This is a genomic window from Pseudomonas hydrolytica (assembly GCF_021495345.1).
GTDB classification, from domain to species: Bacteria; Pseudomonadota; Gammaproteobacteria; order Pseudomonadales; family Pseudomonadaceae; genus Aquipseudomonas; species Aquipseudomonas hydrolytica.
Genome location: NZ_CP099397.1, coordinates 4,969,127 through 4,995,663 on the forward strand (window position 1 = coordinate 4,969,127; position 26,537 = coordinate 4,995,663).

The 26,537-nt window shown below is 66.9% G+C and carries 26 protein-coding genes; 17 read left to right on the plus strand and 9 right to left on the minus strand.

The genetic code is table 11. The features are described from left to right. Window positions 1–79: 79 nt before the first annotated feature. The 4 genes from L1F06_RS23400 to L1F06_RS23415 all read right to left on the minus strand — a co-directional run bounded on the left by L1F06_RS23400 (window position 80) and on the right by L1F06_RS23415 (window position 4,026). Window positions 80–811 (minus strand): ABC transporter ATP-binding protein, encoded by a 732-nt coding sequence (locus L1F06_RS23400; protein WP_096825274.1) that lies wholly within the window; start codon window positions 809–811, stop codon window positions 80–82. Beyond that, window positions 808–1,638: an ABC transporter permease gene (locus L1F06_RS23405; RefSeq protein WP_129483639.1), complete on the minus strand. Its 831-nt coding sequence runs from the start codon at window positions 1,636–1,638 to the stop codon at window positions 808–810. The genes L1F06_RS23400 and L1F06_RS23405 overlap by 4 nt, the downstream gene beginning before the upstream one ends. Before the next feature lie 3 nt (window positions 1,639–1,641). Further along, the gene (locus tag L1F06_RS23410) at window positions 1,642–2,634 is read right to left on the minus strand and encodes an aliphatic sulfonate ABC transporter substrate-binding protein (protein ID WP_129483640.1); all 993 of its coding nucleotides are present in this window, start codon (window positions 2,632–2,634) and stop codon (window positions 1,642–1,644) included. Window positions 2,635–2,706: 72 nt separating this feature from the next. Continuing rightward, window positions 2,707–4,026 (minus strand): OprD family porin, encoded by a 1,320-nt coding sequence (locus L1F06_RS23415; RefSeq protein WP_129483641.1) that lies wholly within the window; start codon window positions 4,024–4,026, stop codon window positions 2,707–2,709. Window positions 4,027–4,414: 388 nt separating this feature from the next. On the opposite strand from L1F06_RS23415, the gene L1F06_RS23420 reads away from it, so the two are divergent. The 4 genes from L1F06_RS23420 to L1F06_RS23435 all read left to right on the plus strand — a co-directional run bounded on the left by L1F06_RS23420 (window position 4,415) and on the right by L1F06_RS23435 (window position 9,016). Then, complete coding sequence (locus L1F06_RS23420) at window positions 4,415–5,374, plus strand: aliphatic sulfonate ABC transporter substrate-binding protein (protein ID WP_129483642.1); 960 nt, start codon at window positions 4,415–4,417, stop codon at window positions 5,372–5,374. Continuing rightward, window positions 5,371–6,600: an acyl-CoA dehydrogenase family protein gene (locus L1F06_RS23425; RefSeq protein ID WP_129483643.1), complete on the plus strand. Its 1,230-nt coding sequence runs from the start codon at window positions 5,371–5,373 to the stop codon at window positions 6,598–6,600. Before L1F06_RS23420 ends, L1F06_RS23425 begins: the two co-directional genes overlap by 4 nt. Window positions 6,601–6,703: 103 nt before the next feature. Beyond that, entirely contained in the window at window positions 6,704–7,630 is a 927-nt protein-coding gene (locus tag L1F06_RS23430) for a sulfurtransferase (RefSeq protein WP_129483644.1), read from the plus strand. Window positions 7,631–7,831: 201 nt separating this feature from the next. Next, a complete protein-coding gene (locus L1F06_RS23435; RefSeq protein ID WP_129483645.1) occupies window positions 7,832–9,016 on the plus strand; it encodes a YeeE/YedE thiosulfate transporter family protein in 1,185 nt (394 codons plus the stop codon). 177 nt (window positions 9,017–9,193) lie between these two features. Here L1F06_RS23435 and L1F06_RS23440 read toward each other — a convergent pair whose 3' ends face one another. Next, entirely contained in the window at window positions 9,194–10,438 is a 1,245-nt protein-coding gene (locus L1F06_RS23440; protein ID WP_129483646.1) for an MFS transporter, read from the minus strand. Between the two features lie 280 nt (window positions 10,439–10,718). On the opposite strand from L1F06_RS23440, the gene L1F06_RS23445 reads away from it, so the two are divergent. The 4 genes from L1F06_RS23445 (at window position 10,719) to modC (ending at window position 14,189) form a co-directional block, all read left to right on the plus strand. Next, a complete protein-coding gene (locus tag L1F06_RS23445) occupies window positions 10,719–11,345 on the plus strand; it encodes a class I SAM-dependent methyltransferase (protein ID WP_129483647.1) in 627 nt (208 codons plus the stop codon). Window positions 11,346–11,542: 197 nt separating this feature from the next. Further along, window positions 11,543–12,319 (plus strand): molybdate ABC transporter substrate-binding protein, encoded by a 777-nt coding sequence (modA, locus tag L1F06_RS23450; protein ID WP_129483648.1) that lies wholly within the window; start codon window positions 11,543–11,545, stop codon window positions 12,317–12,319. 65 nt (window positions 12,320–12,384) lie between these two features. Beyond that, a complete protein-coding gene (gene modB, locus L1F06_RS23455; protein ID WP_129483649.1) occupies window positions 12,385–13,065 on the plus strand; it encodes a molybdate ABC transporter permease subunit in 681 nt (226 codons plus the stop codon). Beyond that, window positions 13,065–14,189 carry a molybdenum ABC transporter ATP-binding protein gene (gene modC, locus L1F06_RS23460; protein WP_129483650.1) on the plus strand — a complete coding sequence of 375 codons (1,125 nt, stop codon included), beginning with the start codon at window positions 13,065–13,067 and terminating at the stop codon, window positions 14,187–14,189. Before modB ends, modC begins: the two co-directional genes overlap by 1 nt. Window positions 14,190–14,827: 638 nt before the next feature. Here modC and L1F06_RS23465 read toward each other — a convergent pair. Then, window positions 14,828–15,652 carry a sigma 54-interacting transcriptional regulator gene (locus tag L1F06_RS23465; RefSeq protein WP_096825262.1) on the minus strand — a complete coding sequence of 275 codons (825 nt, stop codon included), beginning with the start codon at window positions 15,650–15,652 and terminating at the stop codon, window positions 14,828–14,830. 113 nt (window positions 15,653–15,765) lie between these two features. Further along, entirely contained in the window at window positions 15,766–16,347 is a 582-nt protein-coding gene (locus L1F06_RS23470) for an RBBP9/YdeN family alpha/beta hydrolase (RefSeq protein ID WP_003242458.1), read from the minus strand. Between the two features lie 243 nt (window positions 16,348–16,590). Here L1F06_RS23470 and oscA point away from each other — a divergent pair, with 243 nt between their 5' ends. The 5 genes from oscA to L1F06_RS23495 all read left to right on the plus strand — a co-directional run bounded on the left by oscA (window position 16,591) and on the right by L1F06_RS23495 (window position 20,652). Further along, entirely contained in the window at window positions 16,591–16,773 is a 183-nt protein-coding gene (gene oscA / locus L1F06_RS23475; RefSeq protein ID WP_003242459.1) for a sulfur starvation response protein OscA, read from the plus strand. A 91-nt stretch (window positions 16,774–16,864) separates the two neighbouring features. Then, window positions 16,865–17,863: a sulfate ABC transporter substrate-binding protein gene (locus L1F06_RS23480; protein ID WP_096825260.1), complete on the plus strand. Its 999-nt coding sequence runs from the start codon at window positions 16,865–16,867 to the stop codon at window positions 17,861–17,863. An 85-nt stretch (window positions 17,864–17,948) separates the two neighbouring features. Then, window positions 17,949–18,767 (plus strand): sulfate ABC transporter permease subunit CysT, encoded by an 819-nt coding sequence (cysT, locus tag L1F06_RS23485; protein ID WP_003242461.1) that lies wholly within the window; start codon window positions 17,949–17,951, stop codon window positions 18,765–18,767. Window positions 18,768–18,777: 10 nt separating this feature from the next. Next, on the plus strand, window positions 18,778–19,650 hold the full coding sequence (gene cysW, locus L1F06_RS23490) for a sulfate ABC transporter permease subunit CysW (RefSeq protein WP_024310018.1): 873 nt from the start codon (window positions 18,778–18,780) through the stop codon (window positions 19,648–19,650). A gap of 3 nt (window positions 19,651–19,653) precedes the next feature. Further along, window positions 19,654–20,652 carry a sulfate/molybdate ABC transporter ATP-binding protein gene (locus L1F06_RS23495; protein WP_003242463.1) on the plus strand — a complete coding sequence of 333 codons (999 nt, stop codon included), beginning with the start codon at window positions 19,654–19,656 and terminating at the stop codon, window positions 20,650–20,652. A 57-nt stretch (window positions 20,653–20,709) separates the two neighbouring features. Here L1F06_RS23495 and L1F06_RS23500 read toward each other — a convergent pair whose 3' ends face one another. Then, window positions 20,710–21,111 carry a hypothetical protein gene (locus L1F06_RS23500; RefSeq protein ID WP_129483651.1) on the minus strand — a complete coding sequence of 134 codons (402 nt, stop codon included), beginning with the start codon at window positions 21,109–21,111 and terminating at the stop codon, window positions 20,710–20,712. Window positions 21,112–21,234: 123 nt separating this feature from the next. On the opposite strand from L1F06_RS23500, the gene L1F06_RS23505 reads away from it, so the two are divergent. Both L1F06_RS23505 and L1F06_RS23510 read left to right on the plus strand, forming a co-directional pair. Beyond that, window positions 21,235–22,029 carry an MmyB family transcriptional regulator gene (locus tag L1F06_RS23505; protein ID WP_129483652.1) on the plus strand — a complete coding sequence of 265 codons (795 nt, stop codon included), beginning with the start codon at window positions 21,235–21,237 and terminating at the stop codon, window positions 22,027–22,029. Between the two features lie 171 nt (window positions 22,030–22,200). Beyond that, window positions 22,201–22,947 carry a hypothetical protein gene (locus tag L1F06_RS23510; protein WP_003242467.1) on the plus strand — a complete coding sequence of 249 codons (747 nt, stop codon included), beginning with the start codon at window positions 22,201–22,203 and terminating at the stop codon, window positions 22,945–22,947. A gap of 217 nt (window positions 22,948–23,164) precedes the next feature. On the opposite strand, the gene L1F06_RS23515 is transcribed toward L1F06_RS23510, so the two are convergent. Then, on the minus strand, window positions 23,165–23,689 hold the full coding sequence (locus tag L1F06_RS23515) for an Mpo1 family 2-hydroxy fatty acid dioxygenase (protein WP_003242470.1): 525 nt from the start codon (window positions 23,687–23,689) through the stop codon (window positions 23,165–23,167). A 124-nt stretch (window positions 23,690–23,813) separates the two neighbouring features. Here L1F06_RS23515 and L1F06_RS23520 point away from each other — a divergent pair, with 124 nt between their 5' ends. Then, window positions 23,814–24,497 carry a Crp/Fnr family transcriptional regulator gene (locus L1F06_RS23520; protein WP_129483653.1) on the plus strand — a complete coding sequence of 228 codons (684 nt, stop codon included), beginning with the start codon at window positions 23,814–23,816 and terminating at the stop codon, window positions 24,495–24,497. 56 nt (window positions 24,498–24,553) lie between these two features. After that, the gene (locus L1F06_RS23525; RefSeq protein ID WP_129483654.1) at window positions 24,554–26,500 is read left to right on the plus strand and encodes a metallophosphoesterase family protein; all 1,947 of its coding nucleotides are present in this window, start codon (window positions 24,554–24,556) and stop codon (window positions 26,498–26,500) included. Window positions 26,501–26,537 lie beyond the last annotated feature (37 nt).

The following is a 26,537-nucleotide window of genomic DNA, read 5'->3' on the forward strand; positions in this document are numbered from 1 at the left end:
CGAAAAGCCGGCGCGTGCGACGCGGGCAAAAAATTCGGGCCTGACGGCCCGAAAAAGTACTCCACCTTGAAGAGTTCGTTTACAGCACGTGCGACTGGTACAGCTCGGTCAGGGCCTCGCCGCGCAGGTAGGCCAGTTCGGCCGAGCGGCGGTCGCGGGGGCGGGTCAGGGGCACGGCCAGTTCGCGTTGCAGGCGGCTTGGTGTGCCGCCAAGGATCAGCACGCGGTCGCTGAGGTAGAAGGCTTCGTCGAGGTCATGAGTGACCAGCAGCACGGCGATCTCGTAGCGGGCGGCCAGCACCACCACCAGATCCTGCAGTTTCATGCGGGTGAAGGCGTCCACCGCGCTGAAGGGCTCGTCGAGCAGCAGTACCTGCGGCTTGCCGTACAGGGCGCGGGCGATGGCCACACGTTGGGCCTGGCCGCCGGAGAGGTGCTTGGGCAGCGCCTCGCCACGCCCGTGCAGGCCGACGTCGCGCAATAGCTGTTCAATCCACTGGTCATCAGCTACCCAGCCATCGGCGAAGCCGACGTTCTGCGCCACGCTCAGCCAAGGCATCAGCCGAGGCTCCTGGAACACCACGCCGATGCCGCTGCCGCGGCCGAAGTTGAGCAGCGGGTTGAGTTCCAGCCCGCCCTGATAATCCTGATCCAGCCCGGCGGCGATGCGCAGCAGAGTGCTCTTGCCGCAGCCGGAGGGGCCGAGCAGGCTGACCACTTCGCCAGCGGCCAGACTCAGGCTGACGTCTTCGAGCACACGTACGTCAGCGAAGGCCTTGTGGATATTCTGCAGTTTCAGCAGCGCACTCATGCTCCGCCCTCCCCACCCTGGAAGCTGTCGCGCCAGCGCAGGGCGCGGGTTTCCCAGGCCTTGAGCAGGCTGTCGCTGAGTTTGCCGAGCAGCGCCAGCAGCAGGATGGCAGCGATCACCAGATCCGGTCGCGAGGTTTCCCGGCCGTCGCTGAGCAGGTAGCCAAGGCCACGGGTGGCGGCGATCAGTTCGGCGGCGACGAGGAACATCCAGCTCAGGCTGAGTGCTCCGCGCAAGCCGGTGAACAGACTCGGCAGCGCGGCCGGCAGAAGGATGCGGCGCACCAGCGCCATGGGCGAAAGGCCGTAGAGCTGGCCCACTTCCACCAGCTTGCGGTCGATGTTGCGGATGCCGGCGAGCAGCGCCAGGTACACCGGGAAGAAGGCGCCTAAGGCGATCAGCACGATTTTCGGCGTTTCGTCGATGCCCAACCAGAGCAGCAGCAACGGCACCCAGGCCAGGCTCGGGATGGCCCGCAGCGCCTGGAAGGTCGGCTCCAGATAGGCTTCAGCGCGGCGGCTGAGGCCCACCCAGGTGCCGATGACGATGGCCAGCACGGCGCCGATGGCGAAGCCGGCGCTGACGCGCAGCAGGCTGGCGTTCAGATGCCGCCACAGCTCGCCGCTCTGCGCCAGCAGGTACAGAGTTTGCGCCACCTGGCTCGGCGCAGGCATCTGGTGCGCGGGCAATACGCCGCTGCGCACCAGGGTTTCCAGCAGAGCCAGAATCAGCAGGGGCACCACCCAACCACGCAGGTCGGTCAGTGCCGGCCGCCAGGCGGGAAGCCGTTCGACCCAGCGACCGATGACGAGGTTGAGCGCGCCCATCGGTCAGTTCCCCGCCTTGGCCACGTTGCTGCCGATTACCTGAGCGGCCAGTTGCGGCTGGATCAGTTGGTCGACCACCTGAGCGACGTCGGTACCCGGACGCACCAGTTGCTCGTCGAGCAGGATGGGTGCGGCGGCTTTCAGCGCCTTGATGTGCTCGGCGCCCGGCTGCGGGTTGCTGAAGTCGGTGCGCGACAGTTGTAGCTTGGCCACTTCCAGCGGCAGCTTGGCTTCGTCGGCGAGCAACTGGGCCAGGGCATCGGGGTTGGCGATGGCCCACTGGCGCGCCTGCTCGTAGGCGGCGATCACCTGCTGGATCAGCTCGGGTTGCTCCTTGGCAAACTTCTCGGTGACGCTGAGCACGCTGTAGCTGTTGAAATCACGATTGCGGTACAGCAGGCGCGAGCCGGCCTGCAGCTCGCTGGCCGCCATCAGCGGGTCGAGCCCCGCCCAGGCCTGCACGTCGCCGCGCTCCAGGGCAATGCGACCGTCAGGATGTTGCAGGTGGACGATTTCCACGGCGTTCTTGTCCAGCCCGGCCTTCTGCAGGCTCTGCAGGAGGAACAGGAAAGGGTCGGTGCCCTTGGTGGCGGCGACCTTCTTGCCTTTGAGGTCAGCTAGCGATTGGATGGGCGAGTCCTTGGGCACCACGAGCGCCGTCCACTCCGGGCGGCTGGCGACATAGACGGTGTTGATCGGCGCGCCATTGGCGCGGCTGAGCACGGCAGCCAGGCCGGCGGTGGAGGCGAAATCGGTACTGCCGCCATTGAGGTATTCCAGCGAGCGGTTGCTGCCCTGGCTGAACACCCATTTGACGGCGATGCCCTGCGGCGCGAGGGCTTTTTCCAGCAGGCCCTGTTGCTTGAGCACCAGGCTGGTGGGGGCATAGTAGGCGTAGTCCAGGCGGACTTCCTTGGGCGGTGCAGCATGTACGGCGGCGGGCAACCAGGCGGCGAACAGCGCCGCCAAGCCAACGCGCAAGGCATTCTTCTTCATGGTCATCTCCTCACTTGGATGAAATACCTTCCGGCCCGTTGGCGGGCCGGTCAGGAGATGGCACAACTGGGTTTACAGCAGGGTCAGGGTGTAGCTCAGGATCAAACGGTTCTCGTCGGCATCGGTGGTGACGTTGCCGCGCTGGGTCGCATTGCGCCAGGACACGCCGAGGCCTTTCAGCGGGCCGTCCTGCAGGGTGTAGTCGAGGCGGAAATCGCGCTCCCATTCCTTCAGGTCGCCGTTGGCGGAATCGACGTTGTCGCCCTTGAGGTAAGCGACGCTGGCCTTCAGGCCCGGTACGCCGAGCTTGGCGAAGTCATAGCCGTACTCGGCCACCCAGGTGCGCTCACCGGCGTTCTGGAACTTGCCGATCTGACGGTCGGTGATCAGGTAGGACGAGGAGCCGCCGCCCTGGTTGAGGAAGGGGAAGGCGCTGTCGCCTTCGACCTGCTGGTAGCCAAGGCTGGCGAAGTGGCTGCCCAGGGTGTAGGTGAACAGCGCGCTCCAGGTCTGGTTGTCGACCTCGCCCGTGCTGCTGTCGCCGGCACGCCAGTAGCCGGCGCTGCGGTAACCCTGGGCGCGACCGGCAGCGCTGCCGTTCTTGCCGTCGGAACCGCTGTCGAAGTAGCGCAGGTCGGTCTTCAGCGAACCCGGGCCGATCGCCCAGCTGTGCACCAGGCCGAGGAAGTGCTGTTTGTAGAAGTCTTCCAGATTGCCGTAGTAGTACTGCAGCGTCAGGTCCTTGGTCAGCTTGTAGTCACCGCCGGCGAAGTAGAACTTGTTGGTGTCGGCGTCACCGGTGGCGCCGGCGATACGCAGGGCGATGTCGTCGGTGGAGCTGCGGGTCTTGGTGCTTTCCAGCTGGCCGGCGGTCAGGGTCAGGCCGTCGATCTCGTTGGAGGTGATCTGCCCGCCTTCGAAGGTCTGCGGCAGCAGGCGGCCGTCGTTGAAGGTCACCACCGGCAGCTTCGGCAGCAGGGTGCCGAGGCGCGCCTCGGTCTTGGACAGGCGCACCTTGGCGGTCACGCCGGCCTTGCTGTACTCGTCCACCGCGCTGCCGTCGCTATCGAGCGGGAACAGCTGGCCGGGAGTGCGGTCGCGCCCGGTCTTGGTATTGCGGCCGCCGGAATCCAGCTTGACGCCCAGCAGGCCGATGGCGTCGAGGCCGAAGCCGACGGTGCCTTCGGTGAAACCGGAGCTGTAGTTGAAGATGAAGCCCTGCCCCCACTCCTGCGCCTCGCCGTTGTTGGTGGCGGTGTTCTTGGTGTTGAGGTCGTAATAGAAATTGCGCAGGCCGATGCTGGCCTTGCTGTCTTCGATGAAACCGGCGGCAGTCGCTTCGGTGGCCAGAGCGGCCAGGGCGACGGCCAGCGCCAGATTGGACTTGTTCATGCTCGATGCTCCAGGTGCTGTGTAGGCTGTTATAGGCTGGGCACTGCACAGGGGCTCGACGGACGACCGACACGACGAAGTTGACAAATAAGAGCCCCCGATTCGGGCCCGATGCGGTGGTCCGCTGTCGGCTGGTGGCTAATCTACGAAATACTCGTTAATCCCTAAAAAGAATTATTTTTCACTTTGTAGTAACAAAAAAGAATATAAGACTGCTGGCGACCTGCCTGACAAATCGGCCTTAGCTCATGACTAAAAATTATTTAACAAGGGCTTTTTAGATCGACTAGCTTCTCTTCACCGGATCACCGGACTTCTTTCCCAACACTGAAGTACACGTGATCCGCCGCTACGCATGGCCGGTACGTGTCTGGATCGAGATGCCGCCATGTCCAAGACCCCTTCCAAGCGCAGCACACTGATTGCCGTGTCCCTGGCAATCGGCCTGCTCGCCGCGCCCATCGCCGACGCCGCCCAGCAGCTGCGCATCGGCTACCAGAAATCCTCCACGCTGATCAGCCTGCTGAAGAGCCAGGGCACCCTGGAAAAGGCCCTGGCCGACCAGGACATCACCATCAGCTGGCACGAATTCCCCAACGGCCAGCCGCTGCTGGAAGCGCTCAACGTCGGCAATATCGACCTCTCTGCCGATGTCGCCGACACCGTGCCGGTGTTCGCCCAGGCCGCCGGCGCCGACCTCGCCTACTTCGCCCAGGAGGCGCCGTCGCCCAGCGCCCAGGCGATCATCGTGCGCGAGGATTCACCGATCACAAGCCTGGCCGACCTCAAGGGCAAAAAGGTCGCCGTGACCAAGGCGGCCGGCGTGCATTACCTGCTGATCGCCGCACTGCAGCAGGCCGGCCTGAAATTCAGCGACATCGAACCGGCCTACCTGGCTCCGGCCGACGGCCGCGCCGCCTTCGAGAACCGCAAGGTGGACGCCTGGGTCACCTGGGAACCCTTCCTCAGCAGCGCCCAGCAGCAGTTGCCGACGCGCATCCTCTCCGACGGCAAGGGCCTGGCCGACTACCAGCGCTACTACCTGACCAGCGCCACCTTCGCCAGGAACCATCCGCAGGTGCTGCAGACCGTGTTCGACGAGTTGGTGAAGACCGGCGACTGGCTGCGCGCGAACCCGCGCCAGGCGGCTGAAATCCTCGGCCCGCTGTGGGGCAACCTCGCCCCGGCCATCGTCGAGCAGGCCAACGCCAAGCGCAGCTACCAGGTACGCCTGGTGCAACCAGACAGCCTCGCCGAACAGCAGAAGATCGCCGATGCCTTCTTCGGCGCCAGCCTGCTGCCGACCTCGGTGGATGCCCGCGAAGTCAGCATCTGGAGCCCGCAATGAGTGCCGAGGCCCGTCTGCACCCCAGCCTGCGTGACGAACCGCTGCTGGCCGCGCACCTGTTCCCGGTGGATTTCGGCAACCGCACGGCCAAGGTCGAACGCCTGGCCCGGCGTCTGGCGGCCAGCGCGGTGGAGCGTGATCGCGCCGGCGGCAGCCCGCAGGCCGAGCGCGAGCTGCTGCGCGACAGCGGCCTGCTGACCCTGGCCGTGCCGCAGCAATACGGCGGCCAGGGCGTGGCCTGGCCGGAGATCTACCGCATCGTGCGCTACCTGGCGGCGGTGGACAGCTCGCTGGCCCACCTGTTCGCCTTCCAGCACCTGCAGGTGGCGACCATCGTGCTGTTCGGCAGCCCCGATCAGCAGCGCCACTGGCTGACGCGTACGGTGCAGGAGCGCTGGTTCTGGGGCAACGCCACCAACGGCCGCGACACCGGCCTCGTGCTCAGCCCGCGCGAGGAGCATTACGAGCTCAACGGCAGCAAGTCGTTCTGCTCCGGCGCGCTGGGCGCCGATGCGCTGGTGATCAGCGCACCGCGCGGCAGGAACCCGGAGGATCGCGTGTTCATCGTGCTGCCCAGCCAGCGCGAGGGCCTGGCGGTGAACAGCGACTGGGACGGCTTCGGCCAGCGCCAGACCGACAGCGGCACGGTGCAGTTCGAGCAGGTGTTCGTCGACGCCAGCGAGCTGCTCGGCCCGGTCGGCCCCAGCCCGCGTACCACCCTGCGCGCCTGCCTGTCGCAGCTGATCCTCACCCAGCTCTACCTGGGCAATGCTCAGGGCGCGCTGGACGCAGCGCTGCGCTACACCCGCGAGCAGAGTCGCGCCTGGCCGGCATCAGGCGTGGCCAATGCCAGTGACGATCCCTTCATCCAGCAACGCTACGGCGAACTGTGGCTGCGCTACCGCAGCGCCCTGCCTCTGGCCGAGCACGCCGCCCAGCGCCTGCAGAGCGCCTGGGAAAAACCGGCGCTGACCGCCGCCGAACGCGCCGAGGTGGCGCTGGCCATCAGTGAGGCCAAGGTGGTGTCGGCACGCGCCGCGCTGGAGATCACCAGCCAGATCTTCGAAGCCATGGGCGCCCGTGCCACCAGCTCGCGTTACGGCTTCGACCGCTTCTGGCGCAACGTGCGGGTGCACAGCCTGCACGACCCCATCGACTACAAGGTGCGCGACCTCGGTCACTGGCTGCTCAGCGGCCAGGGGCCGCAGCCGTCGCTGTACGGCTGAGGGAGGTGCGCTCAACCGGGAATATGCATAGAAAAAAGCGGTATCTCGCTTCGATAAAGGCTGACTAGCCTGAAATCTGCCAACCTTCGAGAGGTCGTCGACAATGACTATCAAGACCCTGTTCGGCGCCGGCCTGCTGGCCGCCGCCACCCTGCTGCACACGCTGACGGCGCAGGCCGCCAGCGACTATCTGGTCAGTACCGACTGGCTGGAAAAGAACCTGAAAGATCCCAAGGTACGCATCATCGAGGTCAGCGTGGTGCCCGGCGTCTACGAGCGCGGGCATATCCCCGGCGCGGTGAACTTCGCCTGGCACAGCGACCTGGTCGACCCGGTACGCCGCGACATCGCCAGCCAGGAAGCCTTCCAGCAGCTGCTGCGCAAGGCCGGGGTGAATGACGACAGCACCACCATTCTCTATGGCGACAACAACAACTGGTTCGCCGCCTGGGGCGCCTGGGTGTTCGACGTGTACGGCGTGGATAACGTCAAGCTGCTCGACGGCGGCCGCGCCAAGTGGGAGGCCGAAGGCCGTCAGCTGGACAGCCGCGCCAGCACGCCGAAAGCCGGCAACGTCACGGTCAAGGCCGCCAACAAGGAGCTGCGCGCCTTCCTCCCGGACGTGCTGGCCGCCGCCGAGAAGCGCAGCGACGTGCAACTGGTGGATATCCGCTCGCCGGACGAATACAACGGCAAGGTCTTCGCCCCGCAGGGCGTGCAAGAGCTGGCCGTGCGCGCCGGCCACGTACCCGGCGCGGTGAACGTGCCCTGGGGTCAGGCGGTGGCCGCCGACGGCACCTTCAAATCGGCCGAGGAGCTGAAGAAGGTCTACGCCACGGTGGGCATCGACGGCAGCAAGCCGATCATCACCTACTGCCGCATCGGCGAGCGCTCCAGCCACACCTGGTTCGCCCTGAAGAAGATTCTCGGCTACGACGTGCGCAACTACGACGGCTCCTGGACCGAGTACGGCAATGCCGTGGGCGTGCCGGTGGTGAACCTGGCGGGCACCGTCTGGGGTGGCAAGTAAGGGCTTGAACCGATCCAGGCGTAGGGTGGATCACGCCTCACCGATCCATCGCTATGAAGGTTGATGCCTCCTGTAGGAGCGGATTTATCCGCGAGTTTCGCGGATGAAGCCGCTCCTACGAACAATTGTCAGTCACGCACAACACGGCCCCGGCCTGAACACCGGGGCCGCTTTCATCATTACGGTCAGCAAGGACAACCTATGACCGCAAGTATCGCCTCCCCTCGCGCAACGCTACCCATCGCCACGGCCGGCGTCATCGCCATCGCCCTGCTCGCCTTCATCTGGCAGCTGGCCGACGGCAGCAACGAAGGCCGCGCCTTCAGCTACTCGCTGGCCAGCGGCGCGCTGTTCGGCCTGCTGCTGCAGCGTTCGCGCTTCTGCTTCTTCTGCGTGACCCGCGACTTCGTCGAACGCCGCATACCGGACGGCCTGCTCGGCCTGCTCGCTGCCCTGGCGGTGGGCACCCTCGGCTATCACGCGGTGTTCGGCGCCTTCCTCCCCGACCCCAGCGGCGGGCGCCTGCCCCCGGATGCCCATATCGGTCCGCTGAGCTGGGTGCTGGCTCTGGCCGCCACGGTGTTCGGCCTCGGCATGGCGATTTCCGGCTCGTGCATCAGCGCGCATCTGTATCGCCTCGGCGAGGGCAATTTCGCCTCGCTGGCCGCGCTCGCTGGCGCGCTGCTCGGCTTCGCCCTGGGTTTTCTCAGCTGGAACCCGCTGTATCTGGCCGCCCTGCAGGAAGCGCCGGTGCTCTGGCTGCCCGGCCGGCTCGGTTACGGCGGCTCGCTGCTGCTGCAACTGGCGCTGCTGGGTGCGCTGGCCACCTGGCTGCTGCGGTATCGCCAGACGGGCAGGTCGGCCGAAGCGCAGGGCCTGTGGTCGCTGCTGTTCGGCGCGCGTTGGCCAACCTGGGTCGGCGGCGTGCTGATCGGTGGGCTGGCGGTGCTGGCCTACTTTCGCGTCGCACCGCTGGGGGTGACGGCCGAACTGGGCAGCCTGGCGCGCACCGGCGCGGACAGCCTGGGCTGGCTGCCACAGCGTCTGGAGGGACTGGACGGCTTTTCCGGCTGCGCCACGGTGGTCAAGGAGACGCTGCTGTCGAACAACGGCCTGTTCGTCATCGGCCTGGTGATCGCGGCCTGGGCCGGCGCCCTGGCCGCCGGCGATTTCCGTCCCAGCAGCGGCGCGCCCCGCGACTGGCTGCGCGGCCTGCTCGGCGGCGTGCTGCTGGGCTGGGGCAGCCTGCTGGCGTTGGGCTGCACCGTGGGCACGCTGCTGTCCGGGGTGATGGCCGGCGCGGCGTCGGGCTGGGTGTTCGGGCTGTTCTGCCTGCTCGGCATAGTGCTCGGCCTGAAGCTGCGGCCGCTGTTGCGCTTGGGCTGATGCACCTTCGTAGCCCGGATGAAATCCGGGGTCTTCTGCTGCAGGTTTCCCCGGATTTCATCCGGGCTACGGTTGCATCCGATCTGGCGCTGGGTGGGGGCGGTGCGCGCGGCGCACCCTACACGATTACCCCGTAGGGTGCGCAGCGCGCACCACGTCAAACTGCGACACCAGCGCTCAGGCCGCCTTGCTCGGCGAGGCATCCTCGAAGCGGTCGACCCTGCGCAGGCTCTTGAAGCCGAGCATCCAGCCGCCGGTCACCGCCAGGGTGCAGGCGCAGCCGATCAGCGCCGCCGGCACCACGCCAAACCAGGCGGCGCTGGTGCCGGCGCGGAATTCGCCCAGTTCGTTGGAAGAGCCGATGAACAGCATGTTCACCGCGTTGACCCGGCCGCGCATGGCGTCCGGGGTGGAGAACTGCACCAGGGATGAGCGGATGTACATGCTCACCATGTCCGCACCGCCGGCCACCACCAGCGCGGCGAACGACAGCCAGAACAGGCTGGACAGCGCGAACACCAGGTTGGCCACGCCGAACAGCGCCACCGCAGCGAACATCACCAGGCCGACATGACGGTTGAACGGCCGCACGCTCAGGTACAGACCCACCGTCACTTCGCCGATGGCCATGGCGCTGCGCAGCAGACCCAGGCCAGTCGGCCCCACCTCCAGCACCTCCTGGGCGTAGATCGGCAGCAGCGCCACCACGCCGCCGAGCAGCACGGCGAACAGGTCCAGCGAGATGGTGCCGAGGATGATCGGCCGGGTGCGGATGAAATGGATACCGGCGGTGAACCGCGCCCAGGCGGTGGCTTCCAGCGCCTGCATCTTTTCCGCATAGCGCACCGGCACCAGCGGCAGCAGCGCGGTACCGACGAGGAAGCACACCAGGCACACCGAGTAGGTCAGCCCGCCGCCACCGATGGCATACAGGCCGCCGCCCAGCACCGGGCCGGAGATGGTCGCAGCGCGCATGATCATGCTGTTGGCGGCAATGGCCGCAGCCAGGCGCTCGCGCGGCACGATCTGCGGCAGCAGGCTCGATAGCGCCGGCCCGGTGAAGGCACGGCCGCAGCCGTAGAGCACCAGCACCGCGTAATACCAGCTCACCGCCGCCTCGCTCAGCGACAACCACAGCAGCGCGGCGGCGCACAGCCCCTCCACCAGCCAGCTGAGCATGAGGATCAGCTTGCGATCAAAGCGGTCGATCAGATCGCCGGCCGGCATCAGCAGCACCAGCATGGGGATGAACTGGGCCAGGCCGACATAGGCCAGCGACAGCGGATCGCGGGTCAGGTCATAGACCTGCCAGGCCACCACGATGGCCTGGATCTGCACGGCGAACACCACCACGACGCGGGCGATGAGAAACGGCAGAAAACCGGGAAGGCGATAGACGGAAGCGGGAAAGGCAGCAGACACGACGCGAATCTCGAGGCATGACCGGGCAGTTCCGGTCGAGGTGGGCCGGCCAATCTACGGCATGGCGCCGCCACGGGGCAAACGCGGGAACAGGCTGTTGCACAGGTTGCTCCATTGCACGCTGGCAACGGACACATTGGCATGGGTTCGAGCATCGCCTGACTGTGCCGCCTGGCCATCCAAGCCCGTGAAACGCCAAGGCAGACGCGGCGCGGCGACAGCGCGGCCTACCGCGGATAGGCATGAACAGGTTTAATGGCCCTTTTGCCGGAACGCCGCCATGTCCCTGAGCCCCGAGGAACTTGCCCAGATCAGCGCCCTGACCCTGGCCCATTACCAGGGCTGCGCCGAGGACTTTCGCGAGGGCACGCGCGACCATGACGTGAGCCAGAACATCGCCGCCCTGCTGCGCCATATCGAGGGTGACAAACCCTGGCGCATCCTCGATTTCGGCTGCGGGCCGGGGCGTGACCTGCGCACCTTCAGCGGGCTGGGCCACGAGGCCATCGGTCTGGATGGCTGCGCCGAGTTCGTCGCCATGGCGCGCGCCGACAGCGGCTGCGAGGTCTGGCAGCAGAGCTTTCTCGCGCTCGACCTGCCGGCCGGGCATTTCGACGGCATCTTCGCCAACGCCAGCCTGTTCCATGTGCCGGATCAGGAGCTGCCACGCGTGCTCGGCCAGCTGCACGGAGCACTGAAGAGCGGCGGCGTGCTGTTCAGCTCCAACCCGCGTGGCGACAACCAAGAAGGCTGGAACGGCGAGCGCTACGGCAGCTACCACGACCTCGAGCGCTGGCGCGCCCGCCTCACCGCCGCCGGCTTCGTCGAACTGGAGCATTACTACCGCCCCGCCGGCCTGCCACGCGAGCAGCAACCCTGGCTGGCCAGCGTTTGGCGACGCGCCTGACGCTCGGCCACTTGACTTGCGAGTCAGCATTGGGCCTGATTCACCCGCAGACGTCTTCCAACCCCTGCCCGAAAAGCCCGCCATGACGGCTCGGCCGGTCTCCGGCGTCTGGATTTCGTCCGCCGCTATATACAAGAAAACATAACGTAGTAGCATGGCTGCCTGAGCCGCCAGCAGCCCCACACCGGAGCATCGAGATGCATGAACGAGGCGTTTTCCTGATCAGGACAGTGCAACGCAGCCTGCTCGCCCTCGCCCTGTCGTTCGCCGGCGGCGTCAGCGCCGGTGAGGTCAAGGTCGCAGTGGCCGCCAACTTCACCGCGCCGCTGCAGGCCATCGCGCCCGCGTTCGAGAAGGCCACCGGGCACAAGCTGGTGGCGTCCTTCGGCGCCACCGGGCAGTTCTATGCGCAGATCAAGAATGGCGCACCCTTCGATGTGCTGCTCGCCGCCGACGACACCACGCCGGCCAGGCTGGAGCGCGAGGACGCGAGCGTGCCCGGTTCGCGTTTCACCTACGCCATCGGCGGCCTGGTGCTGTGGTCGGCCGATGCCAGCTACCTCGATGGCACGGACGCGGCGCTGCAGGCCGGCCAGTTCAGGCACCTGGCCATCGCCACCCCGAAGGCCGCGCCCTACGGCCTGGCCGCGATGCAGGTGCTGGACAAGCTGGGCCTCAGCGAAGCGGTCAAGGGCAAGCTGGTGGAGGGGCAGAACATCACCCAGGCGCACCAGTTCGTCTCCACTGGCAATGCCGAGCTGGGCTTCGTCGCGCTGTCGCAGGTGTACCAGGATGGCAAGCTCGGCAGCGGCTCGGCCTGGATCGTGCCGGAGGCCATGTACGAGCCGATCCGGCAGGATGCGGTGATCCTCCAGCACGGCGCGAGCAACCCGGCCGCCGCCGCACTGGTCGAGTATCTGCAGGGCGCGGAAGCGGCCAGGGTGATCGAATCCTTCGGCTATAAACTGCCGTAGCGACATCCACCTGAGCGGACCCCGGATTGCATCCGGGTTACATTCGCCACTTCCGGAATCCCTGCATGCCGCTGTCCAAGAACGACCTCGACGCCATCCTCCTGACCCTGGAGCTGGCCTCGCTGACCACCGTGCTGCTGCTGATCATCGGCACGCCCATCGCGCTGTGGCTGGCGCGCACCGACTCCTGGCTCAAGCGCCCGGTCGGCGCCATCGTCGCATTGCCGCTGGTGCTGCCGCCGACGGTGATCGGCTTCTACCTGCTGGTGAGCATGGGGCCCAATGGATTCTTCGGCCAACTGACGCAGAGCCTTGGTCTCGGCACCTTCACTTTCACCTTTACCGGCCTGGTGATCGGTTCGATCTTCTACTCCCTGCCCTTCGTCGTGCAGCCGTTGCAGAACGCCTTCGAGGCCATCGGCCGCGGCCCGCTGGAGGCTGCCGCAACCTTGCGTGCCAATCCCTGGGACAGCTTCTTCAGTGTGGTGCTGCCGCTGGCCCGCCCCGGCTTCATCACCGCCGCCATTCTCAGCTTCGCCCATACCATCGGTGAGTTCGGCGTGGTGCTGATGATCGGCGGCAATATCCCCGGCAAGACCCAGGTGGTGTCGGTGCAGATCTACAACCACGTGGAAACCATGAACTACGCCCAGGCGCACTGGCTGGCCGGCGGCATGGTGGCGTTCTCCTTCATCGTCCTGCTGGCGCTATACGGCGGCCGCAGCGCCAGAGTGAGGGCGCTGTGATGTTCGGATTCGGCAAGGCCAAGGCGCCTGTCGTCACTGACGACGGGCGTATCCGCGCGCGCTTCGTGCTGCAGCACGCCGAGTTTCGCCTGGATGTGAACCTCGACCTGCCGGCCCGTGGCGTCAGCGCCCTGTTCGGCCAATCCGGCTCGGGCAAGACCAGTTGCCTGCGCTGCTTCGCCGGGCTGGAGCGCCCGCAGCAGGGCTACCTGCAGGTGGCCGGCGAACTCTGGCAGGACAGCGAGCGGGGTTTCTTTCTGCCGGCGCACCAGCGCGCCATCGGCTACGTGTTCCAGGACGCCAACCTGTTCCCGCACCTGAGCGTGCGCGGCAATCTGCAGTACGGGCAGAAACGCATTCCGGCCGCGCAGCGCAGGGTGGCGCTGGATCAGGCGCTGGAGCTGCTGGGCATCGGTCATCTGCTCGAGCGCATGCCGTCGGCGCTGTCCGGTGGCGAACGGCAGCGCGTCGGCATCGCCCGCGCCCTGGTCACCAGCCCGCGCCTGCTGCTGATGGACGAACCGCTGGCTTCGCTGGATCTCAAACGCAAGCAGGAGGTGCTGCCTTATCTGGAGCGCCTGCACGAGGAACTGGACATCCCCGTGCTCTATGTCAGCCACGCGCCCGATGAAGTGGCGCGCCTGGCCGATCACCTGGTGTTGCTCGACGACGGCCAGGTGCGCGCCAGCGGCGCGCTCAAGGAAACCTTGCTGCGCGCCGACCTGCCCTTCGCCAGCGATGAGGATGCCGAGGCGGTGATCGACGGCGAGGTCTGCGGCCATGCTGCCGCCTATGACCTGCTGGAACTTCGACTGCCTGGCAGCGAGGCGCGCCTGCGCCTGCCTCACGCGGCATTGCCCAACGGCCATCCGGTGCGGGTGAAGATCAAGGCGCGCGACGTCAGCCTCAGCCTGCAACGCGCCGAGGGCAGCAGCCTGCTCAACCTGCTGCCGGCGACGGTGGAAAGCTGGCAGGCGCTCGATGCGCAGATGCTGCTGACCTTGCGCCTGGGCGAGCAGCGCCTGCTGGCGCGGATCACCCGCTATTCCTTCGATCAGTTGGGCATTCATGCCGGCCAGGCGCTCTGGGCGCAGATCAAGTCGGTGTCGTTGCTGGCGCCGTAATTCCTGGCTGTGCGACCGCGGAGCCCCGGTGCGCATGGCGCACCTACGCTAGAGCGGGCACACCCCGTAGGGTGCGCCGTGCGCACCAACGATCGTGCAATGTCCCTGTCCTGCACGCCCCGGCACTGGGCGCAGATCAAGTCGGTGTCATTGCTGGCGCCGTACTTCCTGGCTGTGCGACCGCGGACCCCCGGTGCGCATGGCGCACCCTACGCTAGAGCCGGTACATCCCGTAGGGTGCGCCGCGCGCACCAATGATCGAGTAATGTCCTTGTCCTTCACGCCCCGGCACTGGGCGCAGATCAAGTCGGTGTCGTTGCTGGCGCCGTAATTCCTGGCTATGCGACCGCGGAGCCCCGGTGCGCATGGCGCACCCTACGCTAGAGCGGGCACACCCCGTAGGGTGCGCCGCGCGCACCAACGATCGTGCAACGTCCCACGCCCCGGCACTGGGTGCAGATCAAGTCGGTGTCGTTGCTGGCACCTTAATGCCTGGCTGTGCGACCGCGGAGCCCCGGTGCGCATGGCGCACCCTACGCTAGAGCGGGCACACCCCGTAGGGTGCGCCGCGCGCACCGATCACGCGTTGGTTGCTAGCTCCCACGCGCAGCGCAAGGAAGATCGGCCTCACCCATCCCTTACGCAATACCTGGCAACTCCAGATGCTCCGGCCCAATCTCTGCATTTCCAGCCAGCAGCAGGGCGAAGTGAATGACGTTCTCCAGCTCGCGGGTATTGCCCGGCCAACGGTGCGCTTCCAGCACGGCCTGCGCCGCTGGGCTGATCGGCGGGATGGCCAGGCCCAGGCGCGAGGCGTGGATGCCGAGGAAGTACTCGGCCAGCGGCAGGATGTCGCCGACCCGCTGACGCAGCGCCGGGAACAGCAGCTGGCCGTCGCACAGGTAGGCGTACAGGCGCTCGTCGAACGTGCCGGCCGCCACGGCGCGGGCCAGGTCGATGCTGCTCGCCGCCACCAGGCGCACGTCTGCCGGCAGGGCCTGGCTGGCACCGACGCGATACACCTCGCGGGTTTCCAGCGCGGCCAGCAGCTTGCTCTGCAACGGGCGCGAAAGATCGGCGATTTCGTCCAGGTACAGCGTGCCGCCATTGGCCGAACCGAACCAGCCGGCGCGGCTGCTGGCGGCCCCGACATGGGCGCCGCCGACATGGCCGAACAGCTCGGCCTCGCCCCATTGCGGGCTGATCGCCGCGCAGCTCAGTGCGACGAACAGGCCGCCACGCTCGCTCTGCCGGTGGATGTAGCGCGCCAGCAATTCCTTGCCGGTGCCGGTCTCGCCAAGGATCAGCAGCGGCTGACCATTGCCCGCCAGCACCTCGGCGCGCTCGCGCAACTGACGTGAACGCGGGTCGACGAATACCAGCGCCTTGGCCCGAATGCTCAGCGGGCTCTTGTCCGAATCGGCGAAGGTCAGCGGCGCCGGGAAGTCGGGTGGAACACTCATGACCTGCAGCTCCAAAGCCGCACCTCGGTGGACGCAGCCCGTAGTCGAGTAAAAAAGAGCGGGCGGCTGCCTGGCCCGTTCCCGCTCCGAAAGGGTTCGCCCCGAGGGGACGTTCAGGCGCGCAGGCGCGTCTGCTGTTCGATGCGGCTCTGCAGGCGATACAGATAGCCGAAGCCCTGCTCCCAATGGCGGTGCCCGGACTTCACGTTGATATGCCCGGCACCGGTGAGAATCGCCGCCTCGCTGCCCCAGGCACGCGCCAGCTCCAGGGCGCGCAGAGCGCTGGCCGCCGCGTCGTTGTCGGAGCCCACCAGCAGGCTGGGGAAGGGCAGCAGATCACGCGGCATCGGCGCGAAATTCTGCAGCGGTGCGGGGCAGCCCGGGCGCTCGACATCGGCCGGCGCCACCAGCAGGGCGCCGCGTACGCGACGCAGCAGATCGATCGGTGCCTGCGCCGCCCAGTGGGCGACCGTGACGCAGCCCAGGCTGTGGGCAATGAGAATGGCAGGGCGCGGGTCGGCGGCAACGGCGCGGTTCAGCTCGCTCACCCAGTCGGCGCGCCGTGGATGGAGCCAGTCGGCCTGCTCCACCCGCGTGCTGTTCGGCAGGCTGCGCTGCCAATGGCTTTGCCAGTGCTCCTCGGGCGAGCCCTGCCAGCCCGGCAGAATCAGATAACGGATTGCTTCGCTGCCCATGACGGCACCTCCTTGAATCGAATGGCGTCAGTCTAGGCAGCATGGTTCAACTCTAAAAAGAATAAGAATTTATTTGCTTATTCCATAAGCACGAGAAAACGCATCGCACCTCATATTTCCAAAAAGCATATAAATGTTCTTAAACAATATTTTTAAGAATATTTCGGCCTCTCTACTATCCGCTCCACGCCAGCGTCGGCCGTCCGCCGTCGTCGTGGCGAATCCGTCACAAGGAGCCTGGAAATGACCGCGACGCTGAGAAACCTGGAAGGCCAGGACGAAGCCGTGATCCTCCGCGAGATCCAGACCGCCCTGCATGGCCTGAAATTCGGCTCGGTGGAAATCACCGTGCACAACGGCCAGGTAGTGCAGATCGAGCGCAAGGAAAAGATTCGCCTGCAACAACCGAGCACGAAAAACCCCTGACACATGCTGCGGCCCGACTGGACCACCAGAGGGCACTGACCCGATAGCCCCAACGCCAACACAAGAATTTAGCCAGTCTAGGAGCTGCACCATGTCCCTTCGTCGTTTCGCCCTGGCCGCGCTGGCCAGTGCCCTGATCGCCGGCCCGGTGGCCGCTGCACAAACCCTGCTCAACGTGTCGTACGACCCGACCCGCGAGCTCTATACCGAATTCAACGCCGCGTTCAACAAGCACTGGCAGGGCCAGGGCAACGAGGCGGTGACCATCCAGCAATCCCACGGCGGCTCGGGCAAGCAGGCCCGTGCGGTGATCGACGGCCTGCGCGCCGACGTGGTGACCCTGGCCCTGGCCGGCGACATCGACGAGCTGTACAAGCTCGGCAAGCTGATCCCGGAAAACTGGCAGGAGCGCCTGCCGGACGCCAGCACCCCCTACACCTCGACCATCGTGTTCCTGGTGCGCAAGGGCAACCCCAAGGGCATCAAGGACTGGGATGACCTGGTCAAGCCCGGCGTGGAAGTGATCACCCCCAACCCGAAAACTTCCGGCGGCGCACGCTGGAACTTCCTCGCCGCCTGGGCCTATGCCCAGCAGAAGTACGGCAGCGAAGCCGAGGCCAAGGCCTTCACCGAGAAGCTGTACAAGAATGTCCCGGTGCTCGACACCGGCGCCCGCGGCTCCACCATCACCTTCGTCAACAACGGCATCGGCGATGTGCTGCTGGCCTGGGAAAACGAAGCCTTCCTGGCCCTCAAGGAAGAAGGTGGCGACAACTTCGAGATCGTCGCGCCGTCGCTGTCGATCCTTGCCGAACCGCCGGTCAGTGTGGTCGACCAGAACGTCGACAAGAAAGGCACCCGCAAGGTCGCCGAGGCCTACCTGAACTACCTGTACAGCGAGGAAGGCCAGCGCATCGCCGCCAAGCACTTCTACCGTCCGCGCAACCAGGCGGTGGCGGCCGAGTTCGCCCAGCAGTTCCCGCAGCTCAAGCTGGTGACCATCGACGCTGACTTCGGCGGCTGGAAGAGCGCTCAGCCGAAGTTCTTCAACGATGGCGGCATCTTCGACCAGATCTACCAGGCCCATTGATCCGTAGGGTGCGCTGCGCGCACCAGCCGTCAATCGACGCGCAGGTGGTGCGCACGGCGCACCCTACTTCGTACAGGTTCACTCCATGTCCCGCCGCACTTCCCCCGTCATACCCGGCTTCGGGCTGACGCTGGGTTACACCCTGGTGTACCTCAGCCTGTTGGTGCTGATTCCCCTGGGTGCCATGTTCGTCCACGCTGCCCAGCTCACCTGGGATCAGTTCTGGGCCATCGTTTCCTCACCGCGCGTGCTGGCCGCGCTGAAGCTGAGCTTCGGCACCGCCCTGCTCGCCGCCGTGATCAACGGCGTGATCGGTACCCTGCTGGCCTGGGTGCTGGTGCGCTACACCTTCCCCGGTCGCAAGATCATCGAAGCGATGATCGACCTGCCGTTCGCCCTGCCCACCGCCGTTGCCGGTATCGCCCTGACCGCGCTCTACGCGCCGGGTGGCCTGGTCGGCCAGTTCGCCACCGCCCTGGGCTTCAAGATCGCCTACACCCCGCTGGGCATCACCCTGGCGCTGACCTTCGTCACCCTGCCCTTCGTCGTGCGCACCATCCAGCCGGTGCTGGCCGACATCCCGCGCGAGGTCGAGGAAGCCGCCGCCTGCCTCGGTGCCAAGCCATTACAGGTGGCGCGCCACGTGCTGCTGCCGGCGCTGCTGCCGGCCTGGCTGACCGGTTTTGCCCTGGCCTTCGCCCGCGGCGTCGGCGAGTACGGCTCGGTGATCTTCATCGCCGGCAATATGCCGATGAAGACCGAGATCCTGCCGCTGCTGATCATGGTGCAGCTGGACCAGTACAACTACGCCGGCGCCACCGCCATCGGCGTGCTGATGCTGGTGGTGTCGTTCATCCTGCTGCTGCTGATCAACCTGCTGCAGCGCCGCATCAGTCGTTCGTAAGGAGCCAGGCATGTCATCTGCAACCCTGACGGCCAGCGCCGCCAACAACGCCGCGCGCCGCGGCAACGCCCTGGGCCGCCGCCTGCTGATCGTTTCGGCCTGGCTGGTGTTCGCCTTCTTCCTGCTGCTGCCCCTGTTCGTGGTGGCGACCGAGGCGCTCAAGCAGGGCGTCGGCGTGTTCGTCGCTTCGATCCTCGAACCCGACGCGATCAGCGCGCTGAAGCTGACCCTGCTCGCCGTGGGCATCGCCGTGCCGCTCAACCTGGTGTTCGGCGTGGCCGCCGCCTGGTGCGTGAGCAAGTACGAGTTCCGCGGCAAGAGCATCCTGGTGACCCTGATCGACCTGCCGTTCTCGGTGTCGCCGGTGATCGCCGGTCTGATCTACGTGCTGCTGTTCGGCGCGCAGGGCTTCTTCGGCCCCTGGCTGCGCGAGCACGACATCCAGATCATCTTCGCCCTGCCCGGCATCGTCCTGGCGACCATCTTCGTCACCGTGCCCTTCGTCGCCCGCGAGCTGATCCCGCTGATGCAGGAACAGGGCACGCAGGAAGAAGAGGCGGCGCGCCTGCTGGGCGCCAACGGCTGGCAGATGTTCTGGCACGTCACCCTGCCCAACATCAAATGGGGCCTGATCTACGGCGTGGTGCTGTGTACCGCACGGGCGATGGGCGAGTTCGGCGCGGTATCGGTGGTGTCCGGGCACATCCGCGGCTACACCAACACCCTGCCGCTGCATGTCGAGATTCTCTACAACGAATACAATCACGTCGCCGCCTTCAGCGTTGCCAGTCTGCTGCTGCTTCTGGCGCTGTTCATCCTGCTGCTCAAGCAGTGGAGCGAGTCCCGTATCAACCGCCGCAAAGCCAGTGCTGGCGAGGAATAAGCCATGAGTATCGAAATTCGCAACGTCAGCAAGAACTTCAATGCGTTCAAGGCGCTGAACGACATCAACCTGAACATCCAGAGCGGCGAGCTGGTCGCCCTGCTCGGCCCGTCCGGCTGCGGCAAGACCACCCTGCTGCGCATCATCGCCGGCCTGGAAACCCCGGACAGCGGCACCATCGGCTTCCACGGCGAGGACGTTTCCGAGCACGACGTGCGCGATCGCAACGTCGGTTTCGTGTTCCAGCACTACGCGCTGTTCCGCCACATGACGGTGTTCGACAACGTCGCCTTCGGCCTGCGCATGAAGCCCAAGCGCGAGCGCCCGAGCGAGGACGTGATCAAGCAGAAGGTGCACGAGCTGCTCGATCTGGTGCAGCTCGACTGGCTCGGCGACCGCTACCCGGAGCAGCTCTCCGGCGGCCAGCGCCAGCGTATCGCCCTGGCCCGCGCCCTGGCCGTGGAGCCCAAGGTGCTGCTGCTCGACGAACCCTTCGGCGCGCTGGACGCCAAGGTGCGCAAGGAGCTGCGTCGCTGGCTGGCACGCCTGCACGACGACGTGCACCTGACCAGCGTGTTCGTCACCCACGACCAGGAAGAAGCCATGGAAGTGGCCGACCGCATCGTGGTGATGAACAAGGGCGTGATCGAACAGATCGGCACGCCGGCCGAGGTCTATGAATACCCGGCCAGCGACTTCGTCTATCACTTCCTCGGCGATGCCAACCGCCTCTATGTCGGCGGTGGCGATCATCACGTGCTGTTCCGCCCGCACGAGGTCGACCTGTCGCTGCAGCCGGCGGCCGATCACCAGAGCGGCGAGGTGCGCGACATCCGCCTGCTCGGCGCCATCACCCGCATCACCCTCAAGGTCGAGGGCCAGGACGAACTGATCGAGGCCGAGGTGGCCAAGGATCACGTCAGCCTGGACAACCTCGCCCGCGGCACCACCCTGTACTTCAAGCCCAAGGGTGGCAAGCCGGTCGGCACACCGGCCAGCTAAGGCCCACGCGCTCGGGGCTGACGCCCGTCAGCCCCTTTGCCTGCACGGCGCCGCGCATCAGATGCAGGCCACCTGCGAATGCTTCAGGCCGAACCACTGCAACTCGGCCAGCAGCGCCACCGCCAGCGCCTGGGCGATGACGAAGGCGTAGCCGAACAGGTTCGGTGACACCCAGCCGATCACCAGCACCAGCAGGCTGTCGATTACCCAGATGGCATTGACCGCGATCACCGCCCAGATCGCCTGGCGGCTGATTTCGGCGCGGTTGGCCAGCCACACCAGCATGGCGGCGAAGGGCAGCAGCGCGCTGCCGGCGACCAGCAACAGCAGGCGCGGCAGTTCGAGAAAGGCGCCCAGCCAGCCGGCGGCCAGCACCAGCAGCAGACCGGTGGCACCGCTGAGCAGGCCATCGAGCAAGAGGGCGTTGCGCAGCATCGGGGAAGGTTGCAGTGCGTTCATGGCGAATCTCCTGAAAGCGGCACCGGGCTGGTGCCTGGCGCACAGATTTCGCCGAAACGCGCAGGGCGTCGATTACCTGCCAGGTAATGGCCGGCATGACGCCGCTGAACTATCTTGCTGGCCATGAACAATTCCCAGACCGCCGGCGCCCTGTTGCGCCAATGGCGCCAGCGGCGCCGCCTGAGCCAGCTCGACCTCGCCTGCGAGGCCGAAATCTCCACACGCCACCTGAGCTTCGTCGAAACCGGCCGCGCCCAGCCCAGCCGCGACATGCTGCTGCACCTGGCGGAACAGCTGGACATGCCGCTGCGCGAGCGCAACCGCCTGCTCGGCGCCGCCGGCTACGCCCCGCTGTACAGCCAGCACGACCTGGCCGACCCGGCGCTGGCACCGGCGCGCCAGGCCATCGAACAGCTGCTCAAGGCCCATGAGCCCTATCCGGCGCTGGCCATCGACCGGCAGTGGAACCTGCTGGCGGCCAATGCGGCCGTGGGTACCTTCATCGCCGACATGCCGGCGTTCTTGCTGGGCCCGCCGCTCAACGTGATGCGCCTGTCGCTGCACCCCGAGGGCCTGGCGCCACGCATCGCCAACCTGGCGCAGTGGCGCGCGCACCTGCTGATGCGCCTGCAGCGCGATGCCGAAATCAGCGGCGACGAGGCGCTTTTCACCCTGCTCGACGAGCTGCGCAGCTATCCCGCGCCCCTCGACGTCGCCGAACCGCACGCGGATGCGGTGCTGGTGCCCCTGCAACTGCACAGCGAGCACGGCGTGCTGAGCCTGATCAGCACCATCACCGTATTCGGCACGCCGAACGACGTGACCCTGGCCGAACTGGCGCTGGAAACCTTCTTCCCCGCCGATGCCTTCACCGCCGCCTACCTGCGCGAACTGGCCGGGCGACCGGGCGAGGGGTGACGCCTTGCCGGCCGGCAGCGGGTAGCGGGCGCGTGCAGCGCCTGCGGCTGTTTTCCGACGAAATCACTCTTTCGGGTCATGCTCTGCGACGCGCGACACAGTAGTCTTGACGCTGCGTCGTTGACGCCGCCCAGTCCCTACCTGCTCAAAACAATAACAAGGAGCACCCGGATGCGCTGTAAAGCACTGTTGCGCCATGCTTTTTTCTGGACGCTAGGGCTCTTGGCCGGGCTTTCGCCGCTGGCCTTCGCCGAGGCCGTGAGCCCGCAGGAACAGATCCAGATCCACGCCAGCCGCGCCACCAGCAGTCTGATGCTGTTACGCGGCGAAGGCTTCCAGAAGACCCACCAGCAACGCCTGGAGGCCGACCTGGCTGCGCTGGCGGCCGCCGTGCAGAGCCTGCCGCAGGGCAGCGCCGAGCTCACCCGTGCCCACCAGGCCCTTGTTACCCAATTGCGCAACGGTGTTTCCTATGGCCCCGGCGACGACAACGTGCCCTGGCGCTTCCCGGAAGACCTGAGCCGCGCCCTGCGCGACTTCCTCAGCGCCGCCCGCGCCCTGCCCGGCGCCCAGGGGCAGAGCGAACTGGCGGCCAAGGTCGAGTACCTCGGCGTGCAGTACCTCAGCCGCTCCTACCTGGGCACCTTCGAGATCGCCCGTGAGCAACCCGACACCTACCTGGGCCAGGACGAACGCCTGCTGCTGCCGGCCATCGACAGCGAGCTGCAGGCGCTGAGCGATCAGTCCGATCCGCAGGTGGCCAAGCTGCAGACCCGCTGGAGCTACCTGCGCGCCGCCCTGGCCGACATGAACAGCCAGAGCAACACGCTGGAGAGCGTATCCGGCCGCCCCTTCGCGCCGATCACCGTGGACCGCCACGCACGCTCGCTGAGCAGCCAGTGGATGACCATGTACTGAGTGCGAGCCGCGAAAGCCGCTCGCCGTAGGGTGCGCCGTGCGCACCGGGGGCTCCGCGGTCGCACAGCCAGGAGTTACGGCGCCAGCAACGACACCGAGTTGATCTGCGCCCAGTGCCGGGGCGTGCAGGACAGGGACATTGCACGATCGTTGGTGCGCGCGGCGCACCCTACGGAGTGTGCCGGCTCTAGCGTAGGGTGCGCCGCGCGCACCGCGTTCACGCCAGCGCCTTCTTCTCGCGAATGCAGGTGGGCCCGGCGATCTCCACCACGGCATGCTCGATTTCCTTGCGCAGGCCGAGCAGGAAGGCCAGTTCGGCGACCACGAACAGCGGGCCGATCACCAGGCCCATGACGTCATCGACGAATGCCGGCTTGCGCCCTTCGTAGTAATGACCGACGAACTGGATGACCCAGCCCACCACGAACAGGCCGATGCCGGCGCTCAGCCAGAGCGTCGTGGAGGCCTGCGCCAGGCCGGCAGCGACCCACAGGCAGAGGCCCAGCAGCGCCGCCATCAGCAGGCCGAAACGGGTATCCAGGCGCAGGTAGAACCAGGCCGAAACCAGCGCCACCAGGGTGGCCGGCGCCAGCCACAGGCCGGCCATGGCGAAGCCGGGCCGCGACAGCAGCACCGCCACGGCCAGCACTATCATGGGAATGCCGATGAAATGACTGGCGATATTGCGCCGGTCGCGATGGTAGGCCGCATACTGGGCCAGATGATCGACGAGGGTTTTCATTGTTATCGTCCTCAGCTGTGGAACAGGCCCGCTCATGATCGCCGCGGCCCGTGCCACCGCTCTGTCGGCTAGCCGACAATGGCAGGGATCGCCGTACCGACCGCAACAGCCGACAGGAGCTGCGATGCCCGATCCACACCGCTTTCTCGCGCTGCTACGCCAGGGTCACTGGTTCGCCGCGCTGCCCGATGAACTGAGCCAGGCGCTGCTGGCCATGGCCAGGGTGCAGCGTCTGGAGGCCGGGCAGCGCCTGTTCCACCGCGGCGACAAACCCTGCGGCCTGTACGCCGTGGTCGAAGGCGCGGTGCGCGTCGGCGCGGTCAGCGAGAGCGGCAAGGAGGCGCTGTTGACGCTGGTGGAGCCGCCCTACTGGTTCGGCGAGATCTCCCTGTTCGACGGCCTGCCGCGCACCCACGACGCCTTCGCCGACAGCGCCAGCACCCTGCTGCTGTTGCCGCAGCACGAGCTGCTCGCCCTGCTCGAACGCCAGCCGCAGTACTGGCGCGACTTCGCCCTGCTGATGACGCACAAGCTGCGCCTGGCCTTCGTCGCCCTGGAAGACATGAGCCTGCTGCCGGCGGCGCCACGTTTGGCCCGGCGCCTGCTGCTGATGGCCGAGAACTATGGCGAGAGCGAGCCGCGCCGGGTGCTGCACCTGGCTCAGGAACAGCTGGCGCTGATGCTCGCGCTGTCGCGCCAGACCACCAATCAGATTCTCAAGGAGCTGGAGGCCCAGGGCGTGGTCCGCCTGACCTACGGCGAAATCGAAATTCTCGACCGCCACCGCCTGCGCCAGCTGGCCGGCTGAACCGCCAGCATTGCGCCACTGTCCAAGGCCCGTCTTGCCACAGGATGCCTGCTTCGATGCCCGCCACCGCCACTGCACTGCCCGATGTCCTCGCCGGCCCGCTACTGCGCCGCATGGAACCCGGCCGCCTGGTGCTGTGGCTGGTGGCCAGCCGCGCGCTGCGCCTGCAGCTGTGGCTGCGCCCCGACGACCAGGCGCCGCAGCTGCACGCGCTGGATGACCACTGCCGGCAGTTGCCGCTGGGCCGGCATGCCGTGCTGCACCTGATCGACCTGCCGCTGCAGCAGCCCCTGCCGCAGGATGTGCGCATCGCCTATGACCTGCAGATCGTCGAGGACGCCGGCACACGCGGCCTCGCCGACTGGGCGCCGCACCTGCTCTATCCGGGCGCCGAGCATGCCGATTTCGTCCTGCGCTCGCGCCTCGATCACCTGCTGCATGGCTCCTGCCGCAAGCCGCATCACCACGCCACCGACGGCCTGCTGTGCGCCGACCGTCTGCTCGCCGACCAGACACAGGCCAGCCAGTGCCCGGCCCTGCTGCTGATGAGCGGCGATCAGGTCTACGTCGACGACGTCGCCGGGCCGATGCTGTGCGCCATCCACCAGCTGATCGCCCGCCTCGGCCTGTTCGACGAAACCCTCGAAGGTGCGGTGGTCGAGGACAGCCAGGCGCTGTACGCCGACCCGGTCGGCTACTACCGGCGGGCCGAGCTGCTGCCGGCGCTGAAGAGCAACCAGACCCTGCGCGACAAGTTCTTCGGCGGGGTGGAGAAGCCGATCTTCACCAGCAGCAATGCCGACAATCACCTGGTGACCTTCGCCGAGATGATCGCCATGTACCTGCTGGTCTGGTCGCCCGTGCCCTGGACGCTGATCGAGGAAGACCAGCCGCCGCTGGATGCCCTCAGGCAGCAGCGCTACGCCGCGGAGCGTGCGTGCATCGACGCCTTCCGCCGCCAACTCGGCCAGGTCGCGCGGGTATTCGCGCACCTGCCGACGCTGATGATCTTCGACGACCACGACGTCACCGACGACTGGAACCTCTCGGCGCGCTGGGAGCAGACCGCCTACGGCCATCCCTTCTCCAAGCGCATCATCGGCAACGCCCTGCTCGCCTACCTGCTGTGCCAGGGCTGGGGCAACAACCCGGACGTGTTCGAGCAGCCGCTGGAGGCCTTTGCCGAGATGCTGCAGCAGCGCCAGGACAACCACCTGCAGGCCGAGATGCAGGATTCGCTGATCGACCAGCTGCTGCACTTCGAACGCTGGGACTACGTGCTGCCGACCACGCCCGCACTGCTGGTGCTGGACACCCGCACGCGCCGCTGGCGCAGCGAAGGGCACCTGTCGAAACCCTCGGGGCTGATGGACTGGGAGGCGCTGTGCGACTTCCAGCAGGCGCTGCTCGATCACCCGGCGTGCATCATCGTCTCGCCGGCGCCGATGTTCGGGGTGAAGCTGATCGAGGGCATCCAGAAGCTGTTCACCTACGCCGGCCATCCGCTGCTGGTCGATGCGGAAAACTGGATGGCCCATCGCGGCGCGGCCAGCGTGATGCTGAACATCTTCCGTCACTCGCGCACGCCCGGCGATTTCGTGATTCTCTCCGGCGACGTGCACTACTCCTTCGTCTATCGCGTGAGCATCCGCCACAAGCGCGCCAGCCCGACCATCTGGCAGATCACCAGCAGTGGCATCAAGAACGAGTTCCCGCCGCGCCTGCTGGACTGGTTCGACCGCCTCAACCGCTGGCTCTACGCGCCCTGGTCGCCGCTCAACTGGCTGACCAAGCGCCGGCGCATGCGCGTCACCCCGCTGATTCCCGACCGCAGCCGCTCGGGGGAGCGCCTGTGGAACGGCGCCGGCCTCGGCCAGGTGTTCTTCGACGAGCAGGGGCGGCCCCGGCGCATCCTCCAGCTCAACGCCGACGGATCACCGCCGGTGGCCTTCGTCGCCGAGCGCGAGGAGCGCCAGCCGCGGGAAATTGCCGCGCGCTCGTGAACCGGCCGAGGCGGCGCAAGCGCCTGCCGCATGACGG

Excerpts from the sequence above, each read along its gene's own strand:
- L1F06_RS23510 (WP_003242467.1), top strand. The coding sequence starts at position 22,201 with ATGCGCTGTAAAGCACTGTTGCGCCATGCTTTTTTCTGGACGCTAGGG.
- L1F06_RS23435 (WP_129483645.1), top strand. The coding sequence starts at position 7,832 with ATGACCGCAAGTATCGCCTCCCCTCGCGCAACGCTACCCATCGCCACG.
- cysT (WP_003242461.1), top strand. The coding sequence starts at position 17,949 with ATGTCCCGCCGCACTTCCCCCGTCATACCCGGCTTCGGGCTGACGCTG.
- L1F06_RS23425 (WP_129483643.1), top strand. The coding sequence starts at position 5,371 with ATGAGTGCCGAGGCCCGTCTGCACCCCAGCCTGCGTGACGAACCGCTG.
- modA (WP_129483648.1), top strand. The coding sequence starts at position 11,543 with ATGCATGAACGAGGCGTTTTCCTGATCAGGACAGTGCAACGCAGCCTG.
- L1F06_RS23400 (WP_096825274.1), bottom strand. The coding sequence starts at position 811 with ATGAGTGCGCTGCTGAAACTGCAGAATATCCACAAGGCCTTCGCTGAC.
- L1F06_RS23505 (WP_129483652.1), top strand. The coding sequence starts at position 21,235 with ATGAACAATTCCCAGACCGCCGGCGCCCTGTTGCGCCAATGGCGCCAG.
- L1F06_RS23515 (WP_003242470.1), bottom strand. The coding sequence starts at position 23,689 with ATGAAAACCCTCGTCGATCATCTGGCCCAGTATGCGGCCTACCATCGC.
- L1F06_RS23405 (WP_129483639.1), bottom strand. The coding sequence starts at position 1,638 with ATGGGCGCGCTCAACCTCGTCATCGGTCGCTGGGTCGAACGGCTTCCC.
- L1F06_RS23480 (WP_096825260.1), top strand. The coding sequence starts at position 16,865 with ATGTCCCTTCGTCGTTTCGCCCTGGCCGCGCTGGCCAGTGCCCTGATC.
- L1F06_RS23495 (WP_003242463.1), top strand. The coding sequence starts at position 19,654 with ATGAGTATCGAAATTCGCAACGTCAGCAAGAACTTCAATGCGTTCAAG.
- L1F06_RS23445 (WP_129483647.1), top strand. The coding sequence starts at position 10,719 with ATGTCCCTGAGCCCCGAGGAACTTGCCCAGATCAGCGCCCTGACCCTG.
- oscA (WP_003242459.1), top strand. The coding sequence starts at position 16,591 with ATGACCGCGACGCTGAGAAACCTGGAAGGCCAGGACGAAGCCGTGATC.
- L1F06_RS23520 (WP_129483653.1), top strand. The coding sequence starts at position 23,814 with ATGCCCGATCCACACCGCTTTCTCGCGCTGCTACGCCAGGGTCACTGG.
- L1F06_RS23415 (WP_129483641.1), bottom strand. The coding sequence starts at position 4,026 with ATGAACAAGTCCAATCTGGCGCTGGCCGTCGCCCTGGCCGCTCTGGCC.
- L1F06_RS23430 (WP_129483644.1), top strand. The coding sequence starts at position 6,704 with ATGACTATCAAGACCCTGTTCGGCGCCGGCCTGCTGGCCGCCGCCACC.
- L1F06_RS23525 (WP_129483654.1), top strand. The coding sequence starts at position 24,554 with ATGCCCGCCACCGCCACTGCACTGCCCGATGTCCTCGCCGGCCCGCTA.
- L1F06_RS23420 (WP_129483642.1), top strand. The coding sequence starts at position 4,415 with ATGTCCAAGACCCCTTCCAAGCGCAGCACACTGATTGCCGTGTCCCTG.
- L1F06_RS23410 (WP_129483640.1), bottom strand. The coding sequence starts at position 2,634 with ATGAAGAAGAATGCCTTGCGCGTTGGCTTGGCGGCGCTGTTCGCCGCC.
- modC (WP_129483650.1), top strand. The coding sequence starts at position 13,065 with ATGTTCGGATTCGGCAAGGCCAAGGCGCCTGTCGTCACTGACGACGGG.
- L1F06_RS23465 (WP_096825262.1), bottom strand. The coding sequence starts at position 15,652 with ATGAGTGTTCCACCCGACTTCCCGGCGCCGCTGACCTTCGCCGATTCG.
- cysW (WP_024310018.1), top strand. The coding sequence starts at position 18,778 with ATGTCATCTGCAACCCTGACGGCCAGCGCCGCCAACAACGCCGCGCGC.
- L1F06_RS23500 (WP_129483651.1), bottom strand. The coding sequence starts at position 21,111 with ATGAACGCACTGCAACCTTCCCCGATGCTGCGCAACGCCCTCTTGCTC.
- L1F06_RS23470 (WP_003242458.1), bottom strand. The coding sequence starts at position 16,347 with ATGGGCAGCGAAGCAATCCGTTATCTGATTCTGCCGGGCTGGCAGGGC.
- modB (WP_129483649.1), top strand. The coding sequence starts at position 12,385 with ATGCCGCTGTCCAAGAACGACCTCGACGCCATCCTCCTGACCCTGGAG.